Genomic DNA, 23,126 nt, shown 5'->3' with positions numbered 1-23,126 from the left:
GTGGGAATCTATCTTCGTTTTTTACCATTCCGTGCTAGATTAGACAATTATATAGTAGCATAATCCTGGTCCTTTGGCACTAGGCAATACTTTGCGAGCAGGGTTGTGTGAAAGAGATTGAAATAACGGCAGTCTAGTGGGAAAATATATAGAACACAACATAGAAACGAAAAAAGACAGAGGATAGAGGCGAAACCGAATTGAATAGCACATACTCCCTGGACGACGGCAACAGCGGGATATCCAGCAGCATCAAAGAACTCGCCGCGATCAAATACGCGCTTGACGTATCCTCAATTGTAGCCATGACGGATGCTAGCGGCGTTATTACATATGCCAACGATAAATTTTGCGAGCTGTCGAAGTACAGCCATGACGAGTTGATCGGCAACACGCACCGCATTCTCAATTCGGGTTATCACAGCAAGCAGTTCTTTCGGGAAATGTGGGCGACGATCGCATCGGGCGAGGTGTGGTCCGGCGAGGTCAAGAACCGGGCGAAGGATGGATCGCACTACTGGGTAAAAACTTTCATCGTGCCGTTTATGAGAAATAATAAGCCCTATCAATATGTCTCGATCCGCACGGACATCACGGAGCATAAACGCGATCAGGAGCTGATCCGGCATATTGCTTATCACGACACGTTGACAGGGCTGTTTAACCGGGACAGTCTCCAGCAAAGTCTGAAGCAGTCCATCGAGAGGGCTAAGCCGGACAATCGCAGCGTCTCGATTCTGTGTATCGACCTGGACCGCTTCAAGTTCGTAAACGATTCGCTTGGCCACTCGTACGGGGATTTGCTGCTCAAGCAGGCTGCGGAGCGGATGTTGGCATGCATTCGTCCGAAGGATATCGCCTCCAGGCTCGGCGGGGACGAGTTCATGATTTTGCTTCCGGATACTTATGTAGAAGAAGCCTATCAAATGGCGGAAAAGATTGTATCCCGGCTGTCCGAGCCCTACCAATTGGAACACTATGAAGCTTCTATTACGGCAAGCATCGGCATTAGCGCTTTCCCGAATGACGGAGAGCATCCGGAATCGCTGCTGAAGTATGCGGATGCAGCCATGCTTCAGGCGAAGCAGGACAATTCGAACCCGGTCAGAACGTTCTCGTGGGAGATGAGAAGGGACTTCGAGCAGACGATTGATCTGGAGAAGGGGCTGCGAGAGGCGCTGGCGGGAGGAGAGTTTTTGCTCCATTATCAGCCGCAATACCACTCGCAAACCGGTCGGATTACGACGCTGGAGGCGTTGGTGCGATGGAATCGGGCAGGCGTGGGGCTCGTATCTCCAGCGGAATTTATCCCGGTGGCAGAATCCACGGGCTTGATCGTGCCGATCGGAAATTGGGTGATGAGAACGGCCTTCCAGCAACTCAAGGCGTGGCATGAGGAAGGACTGCCTCCCGTCAAGATTGCGATTAACATTTCCGCGTTGCAATTCCAGGCGCAGGACTTCATCGAGGTCGTCACGGCATTGCTGCGCGAGACGGGGCTTGATCCGCAATATGTCGAGCTGGAGTTGACGGAGAGTATAGCCATGCAGGATGAGAAGCATACGCTGGCGACGCTGGGCGAGCTTAAGCGGCGCGGCATTTCTATCGCGATGGACGACTTCGGCACCGGCTACTCGTCCTTAAGCTACTTAAAGCGCCTCCCGCTGCATACACTTAAGATTGACCGCTCTTTTATCCAGGACATAACAAGCTCTGAGGAGAATTTGGCCATCGTCCGAACGATAATCGAGCTGGCGCGCATCCTCCGAATGGATGTTATTGCCGAAGGAGCGGAGACGGGAGAGCAAGTAGAACTGCTGAAGCTGCAGGGCTGCTTTAACGTACAAGGCTATTATTACAGCAGGCCGCTGCCGACGGATGACATGACGGAGCTGCTTAAAGGCGCTTTTAAGTCCGATAAAAACTAAACGGGTTACAATATTGTAAGCTTTCTGTCATTCATTTTCGATTGATTATTGACCCGTTCTTCAACTAAACTAATAATACGTGTGTTGAACAACCTCTAAATAGAGTTTGGGATTTTGGCAGGCAAGAGGCAGACTGTAGTGAAAGGCGGAGTTATGGCATGCAGGATTTTATTAATGCGATTATATTGGGTATTGTAGAAGGACTGACGGAGTTCCTGCCGGTCTCGTCCACGGGCCATCTTATTTTGACCGGCGACCTGCTAGGCTTTGACGGGGAAGCGAAGAAGACTTTCATGATCGTGATTCAGCTTGGCGCGGTAATGGCGGTTCTGCTGCTGTACTGGAAACGGTATATGTCGATGCTTAAGGATATGGTTAAGCTCGACTTCAAGAAAAAGAAGCTGAACGTCATACATATGATTTTGGCGATGATTCCGGCACTGATTGTGTACTTGTTGTTTAATGATTTTATCAAAAGCGTGCTGTTCGGATCCGGTCCGGTGCTCATCAGCCTCGTTGCCGGCGGCATACTGCTCATCATCGCGGCGCGGGTAAAACGTAAGATCACCGCCGAAGAGACGGACGACATTACGTACAAGCAGGCGCTTGGCATCGGCCTCTTCCAATGTCTGGCGCTGTGGCCCGGCTTTTCCCGCTCCGGTTCTACAATCTCTGGCGGCTTGCTGCTAGGGACAAGCCAGAAGGCTGCCGCGGACTTTACGTTTATGATCTCGGTTCCCGTCATGCTTGGAGCGACGGTACTGGATCTGTATGACAGCCGCGACATGCTGACCTCGGATGATCTGCTGCTGTTCCTTATCGGCTTTATTGCAGCATTCGTAGTCGCTATGGTCGCCGTCGTGACTTTCCTTAACCTGATCAAGAAGCTCCGTCTGGAGTGGTTCGCGATCTACCGGTTCGTTATCGCTATTCTGTTCTATCTGTTTGTCATGAGATAACAGTATTATCAGGTACAACTTAACGTAGTTTTCCAATGAAAGTACACATGCATGCAACACTTTGTTATAAGGTGTGCGGCGTATGTGTGCTTTTTTTGTGCAGCAATAATCAATTTTGTGGCATTTCTTGTGCTTGCAAAATCTTGGAGCTGCCTCGGAAACAGGTATTATCTCCGGCTACGCAGACGGCACGCTTCGTCCGAACGATCGAATCAATCGAGCAGAGATGGTTACGATGCTGAGGAAATGATGCGACATACCAGACTGAAACGCCGATGGTTCGTGAAGTAACTTTGATTAGCGTCCATAGGCGTAAGTAACGCTTATGGCTCCGAAAAGTAGGCGAACGAGCAGCTGTAGGCGTTAAAAACGGATGGACCGGAAAGTAACACTGATTAGCAGCCATAGGCGTTAGTAACGCATATGGCTCCAATATAAATCACCCTCTAAAACGGCAACCGAAGCCGGCCGCAATTGTGGCAATTGTCGGAACAAAATGTGCGAGAACAGACGTCAAAACAGGCAGGATGCAGGCCCAATCGGGCTAATGAAGCTTTCCAGGGACGTTTTTTTTTGTTTTTTTGGGAAGAAAATAGTAAATTTGTTTTGCAGAAACGAACAAATGGCGTTAGATAACGTACTGTATGAAGTGTATATAAGTTGAATATGAACATGATTGTAGATATATGTTATGTTGTATGACTCTACGGGTAATAAAATGTCGATAAAATTAAGGCGGAAGAGGAATATATGTACATTTGCTAGCCGTTTTAATGCCATTTTGTATGCGCTTCTTTAAGCCGGGAACTGATGTTATGCGGTTGAAAACCTGGATGGATTACACCGATTCATTCGTCTTTTTAAATTGCGAAACAGTGCGTCTACTCAGTAAATGCAGATGAAAAATCAACATTTTTCAGGCGTTTTTATGCATCCGAAAATGGCAATTGAAAAAACGGTCATCACGTCGGCATTGCATCGATTTTCCACTGGCATTTGCTTCGGATTAGAATTGCTTACTCATGTTAGATTACCTGCGTTTGCATGATTTAATTATTTGTTTGCATAATTGCGATAGATTATTTAAAATAAAACGATATTATGAGGTAAATGAACTCATTTTCGGCAAGAGCGGCAAAATCTTGGCTAAACTCCTAAACGGGATTATAGGGGTGTGTGCTTTATTTTAGGAGGAGCAAAATGGAAACTGTGAAAGTAGGCATCGTGGGATACGGCAACCTTGGCAAAGGAGTCGAGCTGGCCATTAAACAAAATCCGGATATGGAGCTTGTTGCGATCTTTACGCGCAGACAGCCGGATCAGATGGCTTCGGGTGACGCCAAGTTTGAGCATATTTCGGCGACTGAGCAGTACATCGGCAAAATCGACGTCATGATTCTATGCGGCGGCTCTGCGACGGATCTTCCGGAGCAAACGCCATTTATGGCTAGCATGTTCAACACGGTAGACAGCTTTGACACGCACGCCAAAATACCGGAATTTTATGATAAGGTTAATGCTTTAGCAGAGCAAAGCGATAAACTGAGTGTAATCTCAACGGGCTGGGATCCTGGACTGTTCTCGCTTAATCGACTGCTGGGGCAAGCCATCCTGCCGGAAGGCAAGGACTTCACGTTCTGGGGCAAGGGCGTCAGCCAAGGACATTCCGACGCGATTCGCCGCGTTCCCGGCGTAAAAGCAGGCGTGCAGTACACGGTGCCCGTGCAATCGGTCATCGAGCGCATCCGCAACGGCGAGACGCCTGAATTGGAGACGCGCGAGAAGCATCTTCGCCAATGTTACATTGTTGCAGAAGAAGGCGCGGATCGCGATGCCATTGCAGAGACGATCGTATCCATGCCGAACTACTTCGCCGATTACGATACGACTGTCACGTTCATCACTGAGGATGAGCTGAAGTCCGAGCATAGCGGCATGCCGCATGGCGGCTTCGTCATTCGAAGCGGCGTAACGGGATCGGGCACGAAACAAATTATCGACTTCGGCCTAAAGCTGGAGAGCAACCCCGAGTTTACAGCAAGCGTGCTTGTGGCCTATGCAAGAGCAGCTAAGCGGATGAGCAAGGAGGGCCAGACGGGAGCGCGCACAGTATTCGACGTACCATTGTCCTATCTGTCGCCGAAGTCGGCCGAGGAGCTTCGCCGCGAGCTGCTGTAAGGCATACCGCATGAATCACGATTGTCGCAATATATATGCTTTACCCTATTCATAGCGCAAACTTCGGATTACCTGTACTAAGGTCCGACGTTTGGAGCCAAAGGAGCGACCACATAAGTGAATGAGTTATTGACCAAGCAGCAGTCGGCGAAAGACTATGTACAATCCGTCTACGAGTTGATTATCCACCGCAATCAAGGCGAAAAGGAATTTTTTCAGGCGGTAAAAGAAATTCTGGATTCGCTTGTTCCGGTTCTGGAAGCGAACCCGCATTACATCGAGCAAAACATTCTGGAGCGGATTACCGAGCCGGATCGTGTTGTCTATTTCCGCGTGCCATGGGTGGACGACAAAGGCAAGGTGCAAGTGAACCGCGGTTTCCGCGTACAGTTTAACAGCGCGCTAGGTCCGTACAAAGGCGGACTTCGCTTCCATCCTTCCGTAAACACAAGCATTATCAAGTTCCTCGGCTTCGAGCAGATCTTCAAAAATGCGCTGACCGGCCAACCGATCGGCGGAGGAAAAGGCGGCTCTGACTTCGATCCGAAAGGAAAGTCCGAGCAAGAAGTTATGCGTTTCACGCAAAGCTTTATGACGGAGCTGTATCGTTACATCGGGCCGGACATCGACGTTCCAGCCGGTGACATCGGCGTTGGCGCGCGCGAGATCGGTTATATGTTCGGTCAATACAAGCGGATTCGCAGCGGCAACGAAGCCGGCGTTCTGACGGGCAAAGGCCTGCAATACGGCGGAAGCCTGACGCGTAAGGAAGCGACAGGTTACGGCTGCGTGTACTTCGTTAACGAAATGCTGCAAGCAAAAGGTTTGGAACTGGAAGGGAAAACGGTAGTTGTCTCCGGCTCCGGCAACGTATCCATCTACGCGATCGAGAAGCTTCAACAAATGGGCGCCAAAGTCGTTGCCTGCAGCGATTCCGGCGGTTACGTGCACGACGAGGAAGGTATCGATCTGTCCCTCCTGAAACGCTTGAAGGAAGTTGAACGCAAGCGGATTAGCGAATACGTTCAGTCCCGTCCGAACGCGACTTATACAGAGGGCTGCGAAGGCATCTGGTCCATTCCTTGCGAGATCGCTCTTCCGTGTGCGACTCAGAACGAGATCGACGAAGATGCGGCGAAGCTGCTTGTCGCTAACGGTGTTATCGCAGTAGGCGAAGGAGCGAACATGCCTTCTACGCTGGCTGCGATCGACGTATTTATCAATGAAGGCGTACTATTTGGACCTGCTAAAGCAGCCAATGCCGGCGGCGTAGCCGTATCGGCGCTGGAGATGGCTCAGAACAGCATGCGTCTGTCGTGGTCCTTCGAAGAAGTGGACGCGAAGCTGCATGACATCATGCGCAACATCCACCGCAATGCCGAAGCGGAAGCGGCCAAATACGGCCATCCGGGCAACCTTGTCGTTGGCGCCAACATCGCTGGTTTCGTCCGCGTGGCTGATGCTATGATCGCTCAGGGCGTTGTTTAAAACGACTACGCTATTATATTCTTTTACAACCATATGAAAGCACCCCGCAGCTACACTCTAAAAAGTGCAGCTTGCGGGGTGTCTTTGCTTCAAACAGAGATTATCCGGGTAAAAGAACGAGTTGAATTCCTTACAACCGGGAGGTGATTGGCATGAATGCGACTTGGATCGGAATGGCGATCGTTGCCTTTTCTCTGCTGACTTTACTGTTTATAACGATTCCTCTGCTGCGACGGGGACTTCAAAATTCCGGCCGGGAGGATCGTGTTACGGCTAAAAAGGTATTGGAGGAAGGAACGGAGGCGAGAGCTGTCATTCGTTCCATAAAGCCTACAAATGCGAGGCTTGGCGGCGAGCCCGTCGTGATCTTGGAACTGGACGTCTTTTTGACGGACGGCAGTACCAGACGGACCGACGTCAGAACCGCCATACACTCCGTTCATATACCTGCCTTTCAACCAGGCCAAGTGATTGGCGTCAAATACGAGATGGGAACTGGCGGGTTCGTCGTTGCAGTGGAAGGCGCTTATTTGCCTTAAGAGAGATATGCGAATAAGAGGGAATGCCGCTACAGCCCACCCTGTCCGTTGGACAGGGTGGGTTGTTTGTGATATTGAGGTATCGCTTAATAGGGAAAAGTGACTTTACAACATTCGTGTATTACGCATATAATACAAAAATAGAAAGGATCGGTGACGGAAACGTGCTTTCATTCCACGAATTGGCGCTGGACGGCAAGGAGCCGGTCTATATGCAGATTGCCGGCTACATCAAGCGTCAAATTGTCCTCGGCAACGTCTCCTCCGGAGAGCGGCTGCCGTCCAGACGAGAAATCGCCGCGCAGCTGAACATCAATCCCAATACGGTACAAAAAGCCTTTAAGATGATGGAAGACGAAGGTTATGTCCATACGAGCGGCAATCAGGGAAGCGTCATCTTCGCTGATGCGTCTATGCTGGCCAGGCTGGAGGAGGAGTTGACCCAGGGGCTCGTGCTGTCATTTATCTCATCCGCCAAGGAGATGAACCTGTCTTTTAAGAAGATTATCGACTTGGTGAGCGAGCATTGGGAAGTAGAATGAGCAATTTTTTTGAGTATCATGTATTAGTCGAGTAGTACATGGAGGGATAACATTGAAATCATGGTATCGGTTATGGCAATACGAATTCAGCCTGCTGTTTCGCGGGACGCTGTTGCTCGCGATTGGAGCGGTCGTGACGCCGCTGCTGTTTCTGCATGCGGAGATGGGCAAGGACTATGCGGAAATCCGGCGGTACGAGCATCTTTTCGCCGAATCGGGGGCGCTTGCGTCCCTGCTTGTCTACTTTGTTGCCTTGCTCGCTCTTTTTCTGAAGTCCATTTATTCCGGCTATTGGGGCGGCAAAAGCATGTACGCAATGCTGACGTTGCCAGTCCGCAGAGAAAGCTTGTATTTGGGCAAGCTGGCGGCCTTCGCGGTTAGCATGCTGGTGTTCTGGGCGGCTTCGGTCCTGGGGATCTGGCTCGGCTTCGGGCTGCTGGACGACAGGGTTCTGCATGCGACCAATGGCATTGGCGTTCCTGCTAATGGCATGTTTCTGGCCGTTATTCGCTCCGATTATTTGCGATTGATAATACCTTATGGCTGGCAGGGGCTCCTGTCCACGATCAGCATAGGCACGGCGATGACGACCGGCATCTATTATGGCGTTTTGTGCGAGCGCAGCAAGCGGTATTGGGGGCTCTTCCTTGTTGCCGGATCGCTGTTTCTCGTTATCAGAGTGCTGATCTATCGTATCGGTTTGCCGCATCCGTATTTGACGGCTTTTAACTTGAACGCCAGCAGCGTAGCCTTGCTGATCTTTGTCCTGTGGTTCGCCGGGCACAGCATTCGGTTGATGAGAAGGGGGGCGATCGTATGAGAAGGGATGGAGTTGCAAGAGTAAAGCGCCTGCTGAAACGGCATGCCGCTCTGCCGCTGCTCGCGATAGGACTGGCGATATTGATCATTCTCTACTTTCAGATCTCGGGGGCCAGAAATAACGGGAAGCTGGAGCTGGTCGATCTTTACGGTGATCGCTCTGCGCTCCGGGACGTTGTATTGTCAGGTTATGTCCAGGATAGTTATCACAGGATGAGCTTCGAGCTTACCGAGGACAAAATAGACAAAGAGACAGTCGTGTTTGGCAAGCCTAGCCAGCCGATCGCGAATTATTCTCCCGGTATGCCGTTGCCGAGCGGGGATAGGGCTTATCAAATTTTTCCTGGTTTCTATGCCGGAATCGGGTTTGAAATTCAAGCTTGGCGCATGCAAGAAGGCTACAGAATGAACGTGGAAGGAACGGCATTGGTGGAAACGGCTCTGCAGTACAAAGGGACGGCTGACGGCTATTCGTTTTCCAACCATCAGGAGAAGGGGCTGGCTTTCGTAGGAGAACGTATCTTTTACGTTCCTCCTACAACCCGGTACTATACGGGGAAGAGCGGCATTTACGAGGTGCTGCGCTTCGGGGATCGGAACAGCATGCAGAAGCCCGAGGAAGACGAGACGCGCGTATTGGTCGAGCTGAACATGGAAGGGAATCGGCAGGAAGCGTGGCAGGGACTCGAAATTCTGGGGTTGGAGGCTGTCGGAGACAAGCTGGCGCTTATTGCCTTGGAGGATGGAGAGATCGTGGTAAGCGGGTATGACAGCGAGACGGGAGATTCGCTAGGTCGGGTTCGGCTAGCCGAATATGTGTATATGCTGGGCCAGGGAACGGAACCGCCAAAGGCCGACGATTATTACGAGGATTATGAAGCATATGTCGATGAGGATCTTGGCGTGTTGAATCTGAAGTTTTATAATACGGGGTCGCCGGAGAATGAAACGAGGCATATGGTCGCAAGCATCTCCATGAAGGATGAAGTAAAGCTCATCAACAAGCAGGAGTTAAGCTACAAGGGACGGGACCGCTCCCCGTCGGGAGCGTCGAATAATTGGTTCAGCTTCCGGAATGGAAGGTTGTACGTCATGAAGGTCTCCAGCGTAGAGCCGGAAATGTATACTTTATTCGAAAGTTTGTATGACCAGCAGGTCATGATCGAAGTGTATGAGAATGGCGAGAAATTGTATGCCGGCGAGCTCCGTACCGATGTAAACGACGATGTCATCGAGGATCGATATTTGGCTTCGACGCACTTCCAGCAAGAACGCAGCGAGTATCGCGAGATCGGCGGCCTGCGGATCGGCAATGCAAAGTAGAGAGGGGGAGCATGAATGTTGGAGCTGAAGCAACTCTATAAGCCGTTCGGCAAAGGGGCCGCGGCGGCGCTGTCCATTGGCAGCCTGACGATCCCGACGGGCGAAATCGTGGGCGTGCTTGGCCTTAACGGCGCCGGCAAAACCTCGCTGTTAAAAGCCATTGTGGGGCTGGGCGAATTGCAGGAGGGGGAGGTGTCGTGGCGCGGTCGGCCGGTTCAAGAGCAGTATGGCGAAGTCGCCTACATTACGGAAGAAGGCAGCTTTCCGCCTCATATGAACGCTTCCGAATATGCGGACTTTCTTGCCGACTTCTATCCAAAGTTCAACCGGGAACGATACGAGCGCCTGATGAAATTTTTCGAGCTGGACGAATACGTCCGGATGGGGAAAATGTCCAGAGGCCAGCGGGCAAGGATGGAGATTTGCGCCGGCTTCTCCAAGGGGGCCAAGCTCATTTTGATGGATGAGCCGTTTCTCGGCAAGGACGTATTCGCAAGACGCGACTTCCTAAAGCTGATGGTGACCAGTCTGCAGGAGGACGAAACCTTTTTGATCACGACCCATCTGGTGGACGAGATCGAGCATGTCATAGACAGGGCGCTTATTATCCATCAAGGCGCCATACGGGCGGATGTGTATATGGAACAGCTGCAAGAGGGCGGCAAACGGCTGGAATCGCTGCTGGCCGAAGTCGTCGGACATGACGGAGAGCGGTATCGACGGTTCCTGAGCGGCCCTTCGGATTGAAGGGGCTCGCCTCAGGGCAGCATATCCAGAAACGTTTTGCCCGCTGAGGATAACGGGACTCCTCGCAGAGTAGCGATGCCGATATGACGGGTAGGCAGAGGGAGCTGGAGGGGGATCTCGACGAGAGAGCCCGATTCCAGCTCCTTTTTTACGTAGTCCCGAATGACAAAGGAGACGCCGAAGCCGCTCTGGGCGAATTGGACGAGCAGATCCACGCTTCCCAGCTCGAATTCCGGCTGAAGCGAAATGCCGTGACCGGATGCATAGGCGTCAAGGAAACGTCTTGTGCTGGAGCCTTCCTCCAGCATTAACAGCGGATGCCCGCCAAGCGCCTCCAGCGAAAGAGGCGGTCCGGCGGCGAGCTCCGCGTACTTTTTGCCTCCTACCAGGCAGTCTTGCAGCGGAACGCTGCTCTTGAAATGGATGGCGGGGTCGGATGCCGGCAAGCTGACGATGCCGAAGTCGATTCGGCCTTCCTTGAGCAGTGCGAGCGTCTCCGGGGTCGTTCGGTTCGTTACGCCAATGCGGACGCCGGGATACCGCTCATGGAACATCTCCAGGTAGGGCAACAGGTAATGCTTGCACAACGTGTCGCTTGCTCCGATCGTTATTTCGCCGCTATGCAACCGATTCATATCCGCGATCGACTTCTCGCCAACCTCGATGGCCGCGAAGGCTTGCTCCAGCTGCCGGTAAAGGATGGCCCCTTCGTTCGTTAAAGTGACTCCCCTGGACGTTCGGAAAAATAACGGGCCGCCAAGCGCGTTCTCGAGCTGCTTGATGGTCTGGCTGACCGCTGGCTGCGTAATGTGCAGCCGAAGGGCGGCTTTCGTGAGGCTGCCGGTTCTGGCAATCCAGTAAAATACGCGATACCATTCAAGGTTAATCATGAAATTAGTACTCCTTATATTAGATATTAGTAATATCAATTATTTTAATAAATTTTTTGATGCGGTGAAATAGAAAGGCCCGGCTCGTTGTGGCGAGCCGGGCATGCTGTATAGATAAACCTATTTCTATTTTATATGTGTCAAGGGATATAAACTGGAGGCAAAGAAATCACTGGCGGGTTTACAGGAGGATATGACTCCACAGGAGCGGTAGGGTTAGGTTGGTCGATCCCTAACTCTTCATTAATATCTACACATTTGTAAGAGACGACTTTTCCATCGTCATCTACGGCAGCGATAGCGAGAAAGTTTTTGCCACTCTCGCGTTCGATGTCGAGTGTGCCGGAATCAAGATCAAGATCATTGCCGCCGAAAACTGCTTTGGCAGGAGGTGTCCCGATCATCGAATCGCTCATCTTGAATTGCCACTTTGTTGCACCGGCGGGAATACTGTTGAGTGTCAGCTTGATTGTATTCACCGTATCGCCTGCTTGTATGGCGTCTGGTAACAAATCAAGATCTTCAGGTGCCGTCAATGCAATATTGCTAAACTTAACGACCACGCCATAGCTAGTCACTTCATAGAGACCAATGTGATAAGGGAGAGGTACATCTTCGATGACATCGCCGGACTCATAGTCGGAACCGACTTCGTTTTCGAAGGCATTATAACCTACAATTGGCGTGCTAATTGCCGTGCTGCTTCGCTTGATTAAAAGACTATTGTTAGGTTGAGAAGAAGCCACGATAGCTACGGAATTAGACACGGATCCCATTTTGAGTACATAGTTCTCAATAGGGGGTACGGTTGGAGTTGGCGTCACCGTTGGTGTAGTCGTAGGCGTCTGTGTCGACACCGGCGGGTAATACGGCGTCGCCGTTGGTGTAGGCGTTGGCGTTGCCGTAGGTGTCGCTGGCGGTGTAGGCGATGCCGAAGGTCTAGACGAAACAAACTGCTCCTTGGCCTCATAAGCGCCTAACACGAGCAAATCTCTTGTGGCACTGGACGTTCCGCCGAATTTACCGTCTGCGCCGTTTGCAAGCAATTTTAGCTGCAACGCTAAATCCACATAACCCTTGGCCCAATCTGATACAGTGCTGTCGTCGACGCCTTCTTCTTTTTTGGCCTCATCATCCTTGCCTAGTCCACGAACCAAGAACGTGGCCAATTGCTCCTTGGTAACGTCGCCGGCAGGGTTGAACCTCCCATCGCCCATGCCATCCGTAATGCCAGCTTTCTTGATAGCCTCGATATACGGAAGAGCGTAACCGTTAGCGGCGTCGTCGGCTTTGACGTCCGAGAAGGATGAAGTTTTTGCATCCTTATTGACATCAAGTCCATAGATCAACGCCGCCACCTTCGCGAACTGGGCGCGATTCATCTCATCCTTCAATCCGAACGTGCCATCGCCGACGCCTTCGAAAATGCCAGCGCTGATCATGGCATCGAACTTGGCTTTGGTAGCCGCGTCCAAATCCTTTAGATCGGTGAAGTCCGCCGATGTTTTAGCCTCGGCTTGATCCGGCCCGAATGCGAGCGCGGAAGAGGCAAGCACGGCAGCCAGCCCGGCGAGGATCATCGTTTTTTTTCTTTTCATTTTTTATTAGTCCTCCTTACAAAATGTGGACATTTCCAGAACTATCTTACAGTGTATCATCCACGGGTCAAGCAGCCAAGAAAAATTTAACACTGTTTGAACATGTGATTTTCAATATTTTTTGAGGAAATTGCGAATAGTGGTTTACCTAAGGGCTAGAAATTGATATTATATATGACAACAAATGCGATGACGAGACAAGTAGGTAAATGGATTCTTTATCAGAGAGCTCCGGCCGGTGAAAGGGAGCAAAGAAGACTTTATCCGAAAAAAGACTCCGAGCAGCGCGTCGGAACCTGAACCCGGAATGGGCAGGGGGTGATGCGACAGGAGCTCCTGTTACAGAGCTAGAGTATAAACGAGGGGATACCCGCGTCGTACTTGAAGAGGCGCATGCGGCGACGTATACGCGAATTTAGGGTGGTACCGCGAGAGTTCAATCTCGCCCCTGAGACTGATAATAGTCTTGGGGGTGGGATTTTTTTGATTCTAGGCATCCGCACGATTTCGCTATATGATGAGCATAGAAGTTCAAGAGTTGCGCATTCAATAGGCAGAGGGCAAGCTGGCTGGCTGTCAATGGTATTGCAGATATGTCGGCAGTAAGCGGGATTGCAGATGAACTGGAGATAAACGGAAATTGAAAGTAAGCGGGCTGTACCGGAATCGCATTTTAAAGCTAGAGGTTCCGAAATAAGCGCAATAAACATGTAATGAAGGTATAGAGGACTCAGGTTTACTACTATAGAGGAGGCAACGAAACAGATGACACAATTATTGAAAGTCGGCATTGTAGGCGGTACGGGAATGGTAGGTCAGCGGTTCGTGCAGCTGCTGGACGGCCATCCGTGGTTTCAAGTAACGGCAATCGCGGCGAGCGCGGGCTCGGCGGGCAAGACTTACGAACAATCCGTGCAAGGTAGATGGAAGCTGGATACTCCGATTCCTGAGGGCGTGAAGTCCATTGTGGTGCAAGACGCTTCGAAGGTAGAAGAGGTTGCTTCCGGCGTCGATTTCATCTTCTGCGCGGTCGACATGAAGAAGGATGAAATCAAAGCGTTGGAGGAAGCCTATGCAAAAACGGGCACTCCGGTCGTATCTAACAACTCCGCACACCGCTGGACGGCGGATGTCCCTATGGTTATTCCGGAAATTAACCCGGGTCACCTGGACGTCATTGCGGCTCAGCGCAAGCGCCTTGGCACGGAGACGGGCTTTATCGCGGTCAAGCCGAACTGCTCGATTCAGAGCTATGTGCCGATGCTCAACGCGCTTAATGAATTTGGTCCGAAGACGGTCGTCGCTTCGACGTACCAAGCCATCTCCGGAGCGGGCAAAAACTTCACCGATTGGCCGGAAATGCTGGACAACGTCATTCCTTACATCGGCGGCGAAGAAGAGAAGAGCGAGCAGGAGCCGCTTCGCATCTGGGGCAGCGTAGAGAACGGCGAGATCGTGAAAGCAAGCGCACCGCATATTACGACGCAATGCATTCGCGTGCCTGTAACGGATGGCCATCTGGCGACGGTATTCGTATCGTTTGAGAACAAACCTTCCAAGGAAGAAATTCTGGATCGTTGGAGCAGCTTCAAAGGTCGCCCGCAAGAGCTCGAGCTGCCTAGCGCGCCTAAACAGTTCATCACGTACTTCGAAGAAGAGAATCGTCCGCAGACAGGACTGGACCGCGACATCGAAGGCGGCATGGGCGTATCCGCGGGTCGTCTGCGCGAAGATTCTCTCTACGATTTCAAGTTCGTCGGACTGTCGCATAACACGTTACGCGGTGCGGCTGGCGGAGCGGTACTGATCGCCGAGCTGCTGAAGGCTGAAGGGTATATTACGGCTAAGCAAGGCTAGTATTTACTGTTTCGTTCCACGCAATTTTCCCGGTGCGCGGGCGGTTACGCATGACGGTTGTTTATACATGCAGCAGCATGGCAAGGCTGCTTCGCTTCCGAGGCGGCGACAGCGGAGAGCGCACCTTCACCTTCAATGGACAGGAGGAATACGATAATGGTTGCAGCACCGAAGACGCTGAGAATATGCGAGAAAGGGCATCGCTACTATAAGAGCAGCGAGTGCAACACTTGTCCGAAGTGTGAGAGCGGAAATGCGCCTGAGACCGGCTTTATGGCAAACTTGGCTGCGCCGGTGCGTCGCGCGCTGGAAACGCAGGGCATCTCCACGCTGTCTGAGCTTTCCGCTTATTCGGAGAAGGAAATTCTGAAGCTTCACGGCGTTGGTCCGTCTTGCATGCCGATACTCCGTGAGGCGCTCCGGGAAGAAGGTCTGTCTTTTAAGGCTTAGTCTGGACACCCCGCACGTATAATATTAACAATTACGTTTTAAGCCGTGGCTTTCACCAAATGGTGGGGGCCACGGCTATTTTAATTGTCACTTAGAAAAGTTGCTATATGCCTCGGGGCGACAGTGGGAGCAGCAACCCGAGAAAAGAGACTCTCGATTAATTATGCATAAGTTCAATTGTAGGCATGTGTCTGGTAAGAAATGAACGGAGCAACTGTAAACGGAACTGAAAGGCTTTATTTCATCAAAAAGCGCGATTTCGCAATTCTAATGGAACTGACAGCCCTTAAGAGGGGCAAAAGTTCGCGGTTTGCCTAGATTTCTCATGAATAACGTCGCCCAGTTCCATTAGATTCTAGTATCACGTCAAATGATCAAAATAAGGCTTCTCAGTTCCTTTACAGGTTGTCGATGATCGATTATAGCTTCATTTCCAGCTTTGCACACAATGAATCGACAGTCTCGAAAACCGGGTTGCAATGCGCCGCGGAGCGTAAGCCCCGCCTTGTTTTGGTCATTTCTGGGCATACTGACAACGCAACCTGCACGCGAATAAGAAACAACTAATGATTTCGATAGATAACCAATCGTTGTTATATGGTTCCCCAATCTTGAAAGGCTTATCATTTAAAGCAGGAGGGGAACCGGATGGGAAGATTTTATAAATATCGCTGGCAATATGCCATGATTTTACCGGCAGTCGCGCTGCTATTTCTATTCAACTACGTCCCAATGGCGGGCATTCAGATCGCCTTCCGGGACTTTCAGATCGGGTCGTCGATTTGGAACAGCGCTTGGGTGGGCTTCGATAACTTCGCCTTTTTTAAAGAACCGCAGTTCTGGGTCGTTGTCACCAACACGCTGTACATTTCAGTGCTGAAGTTTATCTTCGGCTTTCCGGCTCCAATTTTATTGGCATTAATGATTAACGAGGTTCTGCATTCCGGCTTCAAAAGATTCGTGCAATCCGTGAGCTACCTGCCTCACTTCTTCTCATGGATCGTCGTGGCGTACATTCTGCAATCGTTCCTGACGCTGGACGGCGGACTCGTGAACGATGTCATTCAGAAAACGGGCAACGAATCGATCTTCTTCCTGGGCTCGACGGAATGGTTCCGACCGATGATCGTCGGAAGCGGCTTGTGGAAGGAAGTGGGCTGGAATACGATTCTGTACCTGGCAGCCATTACGGCTATCGATCCGCAGCTTTACGAGGCGGCGAAGGTAGAAGGCGCGGGCAAGTTGGCGCAGATTCGCAACATTACACTGCCGGGCATTATGCCGACGATCACGATCGTGCTCATTCTGAGCATTCCAAGCTTGATTACGGTCGGCATGGATCAGATCTACCCGATGATGAACTCGGCGAATATGTCGGTATCGGACGTCCTGGATACGTACGTACTGCGAAGCGGTCTGCAGCAAGGTTACTTCGGGATGGCAACGGCCGTAGGTTTATTATCATCGGTCCTTGCACTGGTGCTTGTTCTTCTGACGAACGCGATATCGCGCAAAATTAACGGCGAAGGGCTTTGGTAACTCATGAGACTATCCGTAGGAGAAAAGGTCGGACAAACCGTTATTGTCGTGTTGTTATCGCTGCTTTGTCTCAGCGTCATCTACCCGTTCCTGTATATGCTTGCGATTTCCTTAAATGAAGGGGCGGACGCGGCAAAAGGCGGCGTCTACTTGTGGCCGAGATCATTTACGCTCATCAACTACGAGATCGTGCTTGGCAACGAGGTTATCCGAAGCGCTTATCTGATTACGATTGCAAGAACGGTCCTCGGAACCATCGTTGGCATGCTCGTGACGCTGATCGCGGCTTACGGCTTGTCCCACAGAGGGTTGCCGTTCCGCAAAGGCATTCTAGCTTACGTTCTGATCACAATGTTGTTCAGCGGCGGCCTGGTGCCGTTCTACATTCAGTTGTTCAATCTGGGACTTACGAACACGTTCCTCGTGTATATCATCCCGACGGCATTTTCGGCTTGGAATATGTTCGTCATGCTGAAATTTCTGCAAGGCATTCCGGAGGCCCTAAACGAATCGGCTGAGCTTGACGGCGCGGGTCCCGTGCGGATCCTGTTCCAGATCATCATACCGCTCTCGAAGCCGATGCTGGCCGCGCTGGGTTTGTTTACCGCAGTGGGGCACTGGAACGATTGGTTCGCCGGAGCGTTCTACGTCACGGATCAATCTTTGATTCCGGTACAGACGTTCCTGCAGCAATTGCTCAACGCGTCCGACCTCTCGGCCGTCATGGGCTCCAATAATAACCAGGAAGCACTGGCACGCGGCTCGCAGCAGAATATTACGCTGATGTCGATCAAGATGGCCGTCGTTATGGTAAGCGCCATTCCGATCCTGTGCGTCTATCCGTTCTTGCAGAAGTATTTCGTCAAGGGCGTACTGATCGGCTCCGTCAAGGGTTAAGACTTACAGGCAAGATTCAATAAGGGGTATAATGATCCAACCATATACCGTTATCGTTACACAATCGCAAGGGGAGGCAGACAAACATGAAGTGGGGACTAAAAAGCAAGGGTACGATCGCGGCGGCGCTGGCAACTACGCTGGTGCTGGCTGGCTGCTCCGGCGGCGCAAACGAAGCGCCCTCGGAAACAGGCGGCAGCGCGGCAGCCGGAGGCAACACGGCATTTAATCTGTGGCTCGGCTGGTCGGCGACGATCAACAACGACAGCTCCGTTCAGAAACATTGGAAGGAGAACGAACCGGGGGTAGCGGTAACGCTGGAAGCGACGCAAGGCGATGCGGCAACGGCTCTGAACCTGAGGCTGAACACGGACGGATTTAAGGATGCGGCGATCTTTAGTCGCAGCGAGACGGTGGAAAGCGCGATGCAGCGCTCGAAGAAAATCATGTCACTGGAGCAATACTTCGACATGCCGGACAAATATCCGGGACTTGCTTCCATTCCGAAACAATATCTGGAGGAAATGAAGGACGAGAACGGCCAGATCTGGTCGATCCCGACCTGGTTCGACCAGAATCCGGACAATCCGTGGCCGGGCTGGGCTTCGCAAACATGGCTCGTTCGGACGGACGTGCTGGAGAAAGTGGGCATGACGCTGGACGATCTGGCTACGCTGGAAGGCGTGGAGGAATACTTGAAGGCAGCGGGTAGCGTGAAGGATGATGCCGGCAAAACGCTTAATCCGATGGGCTTCCTGATGGATCCAAGCGATACGATCGGCTGGAACGACGAGAACGCCATTTTGAGCGCGTTCGGCGTAACGACGGGCAGCGCCGGCGGCGTCATCCCGGTCGAGGAGAAAAACGGCGAATTTGTGCTGCTGTATGACGATCCTCAGTTCAAAGCCGCTTACCAATGGCTTAACGAAATGTATTTGGCCAAGCTGATCGACCCTGAAGTCGTAACGGATAAAAAAGAGCGTTACAAGGAGAAAAACAAATCCGGACGCACCGCGCTGAACGTAGGCAGCTTCTTTAATGTCGACGCGACGCTGTGGGAAACGCTGGACGGACCGACGGAGCCGGGTTGGTTCTATCAAGTCGTGCCGTTCCCGAAAGTGGAAGGCGTAGACAAAGTCGGCGCGAACCAAGTCGTGAACCCGTACCCGGGATACGACGTGTATGTCAGCAAAGACACCAAAAATCTTGAAGCTATCCTGAAGTTTTTCGATTACACGCTGCAGCCGAACGCAGAGCAGCAACATGTCATTAACGAAGGTCCGACTGGCGTGTTCTGGGATTGGGTCGACCAGCCTCTCGGCGAATGGAAATATATCGACGAAGCGTACAAAGCAGAACGCAATAGCGGCGACACGGCGCGTAAATCGTCGGTAACGCCTGAGTTATACATGGCTTCGTCGTATAATAATGATTGGTACCCATGGTGGAATTACGGCGAGTCGGACAAAGCCGGAGCGAAACGTACGTCGGAATTTACGTCCGAAGTCGGCGCGATGGGCGGCGTACGCGGCGCGGAGCTGTACGATATGGTGAAAGCGGAGCCGGGCGGTCTATGGGAGAAATACGGACCGGAGCTTGAGAACGTACGTAAAGAGTACAGAGCCAAGCTGATTATGGCGAAGGATGCCGCGCAATTCGAGACGGTTTGGAACCAATTCCGCGATGCGTTGGAGAAACGCGCGCATTGGAGCGAGCTGAAGGAAGAATGGCAAACATCCTACGACACTATGATTGCAAAGCAATAGCATAGAGGCAAGCAGGAGCAATCCCGTAAAGGGGGTTGCTCCGTTTGCCTTTTCTCCTGCAGGGAGTGCTTCTCTTCTATTTAAACGGAATGATACGGCTGGGAGTGGTTGAGCAATGGTGCTGCGATTAATCGAACGAACGGCGATACGTGTGACGAGGGGACTCCATCTCCGCGGAAAAATTTTGTTGCTTTACGTGCTCATTGTTTTCGTGCCTACCGTTATTCTCGGTATCGGCGCGGGATATTTCGCATTGCAGAGCGTACGCGACAATTACATGGTCACGATCAGGGAAGCGGTTCGCCAGACTTCTCAGAACATCGATTTCCGAAAGCAAGCCTACGATCTCCTGGCCGTCCGTACGGCGACCGACGGGGAGCTGTCGGCGAGATTGTCCAGAGAACATGCCGACATGTCCGACCAGCTGCTCTCGCTGGAATACGTCGACCGGTCGTTTTTATCGACAAGCAAGTTGCTGCCAGGCATCGACATGTTCCGGATCTATCACACGAACGACACTCTCGTCCAGGACGGGAGACTGCTGTGGAAGCCGGAGGGTCGACCGCTCGCCGGACGGACCGAGACGGATTGGTACAGCGAAACGCTGGCGTCAGGCGAGCCCTTGCGGTGGATCAACGTACCGGGCGAGACCGACCAGCTTCTGGTGTCGCACAAGATTTTCAACACGAACGGCTCTAGCGTCGTCGGCGCCACCTACATGCTGCTGGATTACGATTCCGTGTTCGGCGACCTCTTTGACAATCCCTTCAACGGGGCCGGCGATATCTACATTATGGATCACAACGGACGTATTGTAGCTTCGTCCAGCGAGGATCAGATCGGGACTGTCGCTGCGCGTATTCCGGAGCTTAAGCAAGCCGAAGGCATGGGGGAAGGGGCGTTCTCGGAAGGGGTCATGCTGGATGACAAGCAGATGATCGTCGAGACGCTGGCTTCGGGATGGAGCGTGGCCGCGGTGCTGCACATGGACCAGTTGGAGCGGCAATCCAAAGGGATTGCCTACGGGATCGTGGGCGCTATAGCTTTCTTCCTGCTGTTGTCCATGTTTATGGTCATGACGGTGCTAAAGAACGTCGTATGGCGGATTCGCAAGCTGGGCAGCCGGATGAACGACATTGCCGAAGGCGAATTCGATGTAACCGTCACCAGCAGGGACAAAGACGAGCTCGGCGAGCTGGAGGTTTTGTTTAATTCCATGACGGGCAAGCTCGGGACGCTGGTCAACGATATTACGAAGTCGAGGCTGAAGGAGCGGGAGCATTCGTTCCGCGCGCTGCAGGCGCAGATCAATCCGCATTTTATCTATAATTCGCTGAGCTTAATCAGATGGCGTGCCATGGATCAGGGAGATAAGACGCAGATTCGCGCGATCGACGCACTGACGACGTTCTACCGGCTTGCGCTCGACAACAGGGTAAACGTGACAAGAGTGGAGACGGAGCTGCAGCATGTCGAAGCTTATCTCGATATCCAGGAGCTCCGCTACCCGGACCAGGTACAGATCGAGTGGGACATCGACCCGGAAGCGCGGCCTTACTACACGATCAAAATGCTGCTCCAGCCCATCGTCGAAAACTGTTACGTGCATGGCGCCATTATGCAAAAGGAAGATGCGTTCATTCGGATCTCGGCCAGGAAGGAGCAAGACCGCATCCGGTTCGTCATTCACGATAACGGGGCAGGGATGTCCGCTGAGACGCTGGAATCGCTGCGCGAAGGCAAGCGGACCGGCTCCGGCAATGGCTTCGGCACCGCCAACATTAGAGAGCGGCTTCTGCTTTATTTTGGCAGCGGCAGCAGCATGACAATCGACAGCGCCCCAGGGGAAGGGACATTCGTGGCGATCGACATCCCCGCTTATCTGGAGCAGCCGGAAATCAGGAAAGGAGATGGCGTATGATACAGGCTTTGATTGTGGATGACGAGCCAACGCATATACAAGGATTGGTCAGGCATGTCGGGTGGGAGGCGATCGGCTACGCGCCGCCGCTGACCGCGCAATCCGGAGAGGCGGCACTTGCTCTGTTGCGGAATCATGACATCGACGTGCTTATCTCGGACGTGTCGATGCCGATCATGACGGGGATTGAACTCGTGTCACGATGCAAAGAGCTGGGTTACCGGCTGCAGGTGCTCATTATCAGCGGTTACAACGAGTTCGAGTTCGTGCAGGAAGCGATTCATGTCGGCGCACAGGCTTACGTGCTTAAGCCGATCAAGACCGAGGAAGTGGAAGCGAAGCTGACCGCATTTCGCGCCGCGATCGAGAAGCAGCGGGATATCGAAGCGGAGACGAACGAGCTGCAAGAGAAGGTGTCCGGCAGTCTGGATGTCGTCAAGGAACGTTTCGTCCATGATCTTGTGTTGGAAGGGCTCGCGGACGACGATACGAAGGAGTCCTGGATCAAGCTGCTGGAGCTGCCTCCGCTGATGCGGGGAATCAGCGTCATCTCCTTCGGCTACGACCGGTTTATGGACGGCGGCCGGGATGCCAAAAGCCGAATCGTGCGAGGGAGCGGATTCCTGAAGGCGGTAAAGGTCAGCTTGGCGGACTTCCCCGGCGTCATCGCCGCCAGCATGGGATCGGAGGAGGTTGTCGCCGTGCACCTCAACCCCTTGCCTGAGGAGCAGGTCCGCATGGAGAAGGGCATCGCGTTTGTGCAGCAGTGGATTCGAGAGCAGTACGGCTCCTCGGTGACGGTTGGGCTTAGCCGCATCTTTAAGGATTGGGGCGAGGCCCCCATCGCATATAAACGCGTGAAATATATGATGGCCAAGGCGCGGCTGCTGGAAGGCGGACAAGTGCTGTACGAGGAGCGGCTGGACGAGACTGAATTTCTGGAGCACCGCGTCAGGGAGGAGTACATTCCGGAGATCGTCCGAATGCTGGAGAAGGCCGACGAAGCGGGCAAGGCGGTCGAATATACCAGCAGCGTGCTGGATATGCTTATCGCTCATCATCCCTTCACATACATTCAGGCGTTCGGGCTCGGTCTGCTTAGCGAGCTGGCGCGCAAGCGGAAGCTGCAGGACGATGCGATGGCCGATCTCAACATTCCGGTCTGGCAGCGTCTGATCGACTGCACGACGGTGCCGCAGGTCAAGGAGGCCGTGATGGATTATGTCGCCAGGTACGCGGAGTCGGAGCATAACAAGCAGAACTCGCAGCAACACAATTTGATCCAGAAGATCTCGGACTATATCGAGGCCCATATTCATGAGAATGTAACCGTCAAGCAGCTGGCGGAGCTTCATCACCTGAACGCGAGCTACCTGAGCGTGTTGTTCAAGAAATCGACCGGCAAGACCGTATCCGAATTCGTGCAGGAGACGCGGATGAACAAAGCGATGGAGCTGCTGCGCGACCCGCATGTCCGGGTCTATGAGGTAGCGGAGCAGGTTGGTTTCCAAACGGCGGCTTATTTCACTTACCTTTTCAAGAAAACAACGGGATATACCCCGCAGGAATATAGGGACTACCACTAAAATACGTGTTCAAAAAGTTCGGTTTTCAGCACCGAGAAGATTGGATGAAGGTAGAAAGTGAGGAGCGGAGCGTAGTGGAAGCTACGTGAGCACCGGAAG

General features: G+C 52.3%; 19 protein-coding genes and 1 other annotated feature. Of the genes, 17 read left to right on the top strand and 2 right to left on the bottom strand.

The window, feature by feature from the left end; all coding sequences use genetic code 11:
* Nucleotides 1-200: 200 nt before the first annotated feature.
* The 10 genes from B1748_RS32295 to B1748_RS32250 all read left to right on the top strand — a co-directional run bounded on the left by B1748_RS32295 (nucleotide 201) and on the right by B1748_RS32250 (nucleotide 10,523).
* Nucleotides 201-1,928, top strand: coding sequence for a bifunctional diguanylate cyclase/phosphodiesterase (locus tag B1748_RS32295; RefSeq protein WP_087572084.1), 1,728 nt, complete (start codon nucleotides 201-203; stop codon nucleotides 1,926-1,928).
* A gap of 158 nt (nucleotides 1,929-2,086) precedes the next feature.
* Complete coding sequence (locus B1748_RS32290; protein ID WP_087572083.1) at nucleotides 2,087-2,887, top strand: undecaprenyl-diphosphate phosphatase; 801 nt, start codon at nucleotides 2,087-2,089, stop codon at nucleotides 2,885-2,887.
* 115 nt (nucleotides 2,888-3,002) lie between these two features.
* On the top strand, nucleotides 3,003-3,137 hold the full coding sequence (locus B1748_RS38145; RefSeq protein WP_373271318.1) for an S-layer homology domain-containing protein: 135 nt from the start codon (nucleotides 3,003-3,005) through the stop codon (nucleotides 3,135-3,137).
* Between the two features lie 950 nt (nucleotides 3,138-4,087).
* Nucleotides 4,088-5,065, top strand: a complete 978-nt coding sequence (locus B1748_RS32280; protein WP_087572081.1) for a diaminopimelate dehydrogenase — start codon at nucleotides 4,088-4,090, stop codon at nucleotides 5,063-5,065.
* A gap of 117 nt (nucleotides 5,066-5,182) precedes the next feature.
* The gene (gdhA, locus tag B1748_RS32275; protein WP_087572080.1) at nucleotides 5,183-6,553 is read left to right on the top strand and encodes an NADP-specific glutamate dehydrogenase; all 1,371 of its coding nucleotides are present in this window, start codon (nucleotides 5,183-5,185) and stop codon (nucleotides 6,551-6,553) included.
* Nucleotides 6,554-6,705: 152 nt separating this feature from the next.
* Nucleotides 6,706-7,092: a hypothetical protein gene (locus B1748_RS32270; RefSeq protein WP_087572079.1), complete on the top strand. Its 387-nt coding sequence runs from the start codon at nucleotides 6,706-6,708 to the stop codon at nucleotides 7,090-7,092.
* A 164-nt stretch (nucleotides 7,093-7,256) separates the two neighbouring features.
* The gene (locus B1748_RS32265) at nucleotides 7,257-7,634 is read left to right on the top strand and encodes a GntR family transcriptional regulator (RefSeq protein ID WP_108995171.1); all 378 of its coding nucleotides are present in this window, start codon (nucleotides 7,257-7,259) and stop codon (nucleotides 7,632-7,634) included.
* A gap of 52 nt (nucleotides 7,635-7,686) precedes the next feature.
* Complete coding sequence (locus B1748_RS32260; protein WP_087572077.1) at nucleotides 7,687-8,454, top strand: hypothetical protein; 768 nt, start codon at nucleotides 7,687-7,689, stop codon at nucleotides 8,452-8,454.
* Nucleotides 8,451-9,776, top strand: a complete 1,326-nt coding sequence (locus B1748_RS32255) for a hypothetical protein (RefSeq protein WP_087572076.1) — start codon at nucleotides 8,451-8,453, stop codon at nucleotides 9,774-9,776. Before B1748_RS32260 ends, B1748_RS32255 begins: the two co-directional genes overlap by 4 nt.
* 15 nt (nucleotides 9,777-9,791) lie before the next feature.
* Nucleotides 9,792-10,523, top strand: a complete 732-nt coding sequence (locus B1748_RS32250) for an ATP-binding cassette domain-containing protein (protein ID WP_087572075.1) — start codon at nucleotides 9,792-9,794, stop codon at nucleotides 10,521-10,523.
* A gap of 11 nt (nucleotides 10,524-10,534) precedes the next feature.
* Here B1748_RS32250 and B1748_RS32245 read toward each other — a convergent pair whose 3' ends face one another.
* Both B1748_RS32245 and B1748_RS32240 read right to left on the bottom strand, forming a co-directional pair.
* Complete coding sequence (locus B1748_RS32245) at nucleotides 10,535-11,413, bottom strand: LysR family transcriptional regulator (protein WP_087572074.1); 879 nt, start codon at nucleotides 11,411-11,413, stop codon at nucleotides 10,535-10,537.
* A 140-nt stretch (nucleotides 11,414-11,553) separates the two neighbouring features.
* On the bottom strand, nucleotides 11,554-13,011 hold the full coding sequence (locus B1748_RS32240) for an S-layer homology domain-containing protein (RefSeq protein ID WP_087572073.1): 1,458 nt from the start codon (nucleotides 13,009-13,011) through the stop codon (nucleotides 11,554-11,556).
* Nucleotides 13,012-13,191: 180 nt separating this feature from the next.
* Nucleotides 13,192-13,464: a binding site (T-box leader), on the top strand.
* Between the two features lie 312 nt (nucleotides 13,465-13,776).
* Here B1748_RS32240 and asd point away from each other — a divergent pair.
* From asd to B1748_RS32205, 7 genes are all read left to right on the top strand, one after another.
* A complete protein-coding gene (asd, locus tag B1748_RS32235; protein ID WP_087572072.1) occupies nucleotides 13,777-14,868 on the top strand; it encodes an aspartate-semialdehyde dehydrogenase in 1,092 nt (363 codons plus the stop codon).
* A gap of 156 nt (nucleotides 14,869-15,024) precedes the next feature.
* Complete coding sequence (locus tag B1748_RS32230; RefSeq protein ID WP_087572071.1) at nucleotides 15,025-15,318, top strand: RNA polymerase alpha subunit C-terminal domain-containing protein; 294 nt, start codon at nucleotides 15,025-15,027, stop codon at nucleotides 15,316-15,318.
* 648 nt (nucleotides 15,319-15,966) lie between these two features.
* The gene (locus B1748_RS32225; protein WP_087572070.1) at nucleotides 15,967-16,857 is read left to right on the top strand and encodes an ABC transporter permease; all 891 of its coding nucleotides are present in this window, start codon (nucleotides 15,967-15,969) and stop codon (nucleotides 16,855-16,857) included.
* Nucleotides 16,858-16,860: 3 nt separating this feature from the next.
* Entirely contained in the window at nucleotides 16,861-17,754 is an 894-nt protein-coding gene (locus tag B1748_RS32220) for a carbohydrate ABC transporter permease (RefSeq protein WP_087572069.1), read from the top strand.
* A gap of 86 nt (nucleotides 17,755-17,840) precedes the next feature.
* A complete protein-coding gene (locus tag B1748_RS32215; protein ID WP_087572068.1) occupies nucleotides 17,841-19,520 on the top strand; it encodes a type 2 periplasmic-binding domain-containing protein in 1,680 nt (559 codons plus the stop codon).
* A gap of 115 nt (nucleotides 19,521-19,635) precedes the next feature.
* Nucleotides 19,636-21,441: a cache domain-containing sensor histidine kinase gene (locus B1748_RS32210; RefSeq protein WP_087572067.1), complete on the top strand. Its 1,806-nt coding sequence runs from the start codon at nucleotides 19,636-19,638 to the stop codon at nucleotides 21,439-21,441.
* A complete protein-coding gene (locus B1748_RS32205) occupies nucleotides 21,438-23,027 on the top strand; it encodes a response regulator transcription factor (protein WP_256976078.1) in 1,590 nt (529 codons plus the stop codon). Before B1748_RS32210 ends, B1748_RS32205 begins: the two co-directional genes overlap by 4 nt.
* Nucleotides 23,028-23,126: the final 99 nt, after the last annotated feature.

It is taken from the genome of Paenibacillus sp. MY03 (assembly GCF_002165585.1).
Classification (GTDB): domain Bacteria; phylum Bacillota; class Bacilli; order Paenibacillales; family Paenibacillaceae; genus Pristimantibacillus; species Pristimantibacillus agaridevorans.
Note: the sequence above shows the minus strand (reverse complement) of the source record. Positions and strands in the feature narration are given on the sequence as shown.

Excerpts from the sequence above, each read along its gene's own strand:
- B1748_RS32290 (WP_087572083.1), top strand. The coding sequence starts at position 2,087 with ATGCAGGATTTTATTAATGCGATTATATTGGGTATTGTAGAAGGACTG.
- B1748_RS32280 (WP_087572081.1), top strand. The coding sequence starts at position 4,088 with ATGGAAACTGTGAAAGTAGGCATCGTGGGATACGGCAACCTTGGCAAA.
- B1748_RS32270 (WP_087572079.1), top strand. The coding sequence starts at position 6,706 with ATGAATGCGACTTGGATCGGAATGGCGATCGTTGCCTTTTCTCTGCTG.
- B1748_RS32255 (WP_087572076.1), top strand. The coding sequence starts at position 8,451 with ATGAGAAGGGATGGAGTTGCAAGAGTAAAGCGCCTGCTGAAACGGCAT.
- B1748_RS32250 (WP_087572075.1), top strand. The coding sequence starts at position 9,792 with ATGTTGGAGCTGAAGCAACTCTATAAGCCGTTCGGCAAAGGGGCCGCG.
- B1748_RS32245 (WP_087572074.1), bottom strand. The coding sequence starts at position 11,413 with ATGATTAACCTTGAATGGTATCGCGTATTTTACTGGATTGCCAGAACC.
- B1748_RS32240 (WP_087572073.1), bottom strand. The coding sequence starts at position 13,011 with ATGAAAAGAAAAAAAACGATGATCCTCGCCGGGCTGGCTGCCGTGCTT.
- asd (WP_087572072.1), top strand. The coding sequence starts at position 13,777 with ATGACACAATTATTGAAAGTCGGCATTGTAGGCGGTACGGGAATGGTA.
- B1748_RS32230 (WP_087572071.1), top strand. The coding sequence starts at position 15,025 with ATGGTTGCAGCACCGAAGACGCTGAGAATATGCGAGAAAGGGCATCGC.
- B1748_RS32225 (WP_087572070.1), top strand. The coding sequence starts at position 15,967 with ATGGGAAGATTTTATAAATATCGCTGGCAATATGCCATGATTTTACCG.
- B1748_RS32220 (WP_087572069.1), top strand. The coding sequence starts at position 16,861 with ATGAGACTATCCGTAGGAGAAAAGGTCGGACAAACCGTTATTGTCGTG.
- B1748_RS32215 (WP_087572068.1), top strand. The coding sequence starts at position 17,841 with ATGAAGTGGGGACTAAAAAGCAAGGGTACGATCGCGGCGGCGCTGGCA.
- B1748_RS32210 (WP_087572067.1), top strand. The coding sequence starts at position 19,636 with ATGGTGCTGCGATTAATCGAACGAACGGCGATACGTGTGACGAGGGGA.
- B1748_RS32205 (WP_256976078.1), top strand. The coding sequence starts at position 21,438 with ATGATACAGGCTTTGATTGTGGATGACGAGCCAACGCATATACAAGGA.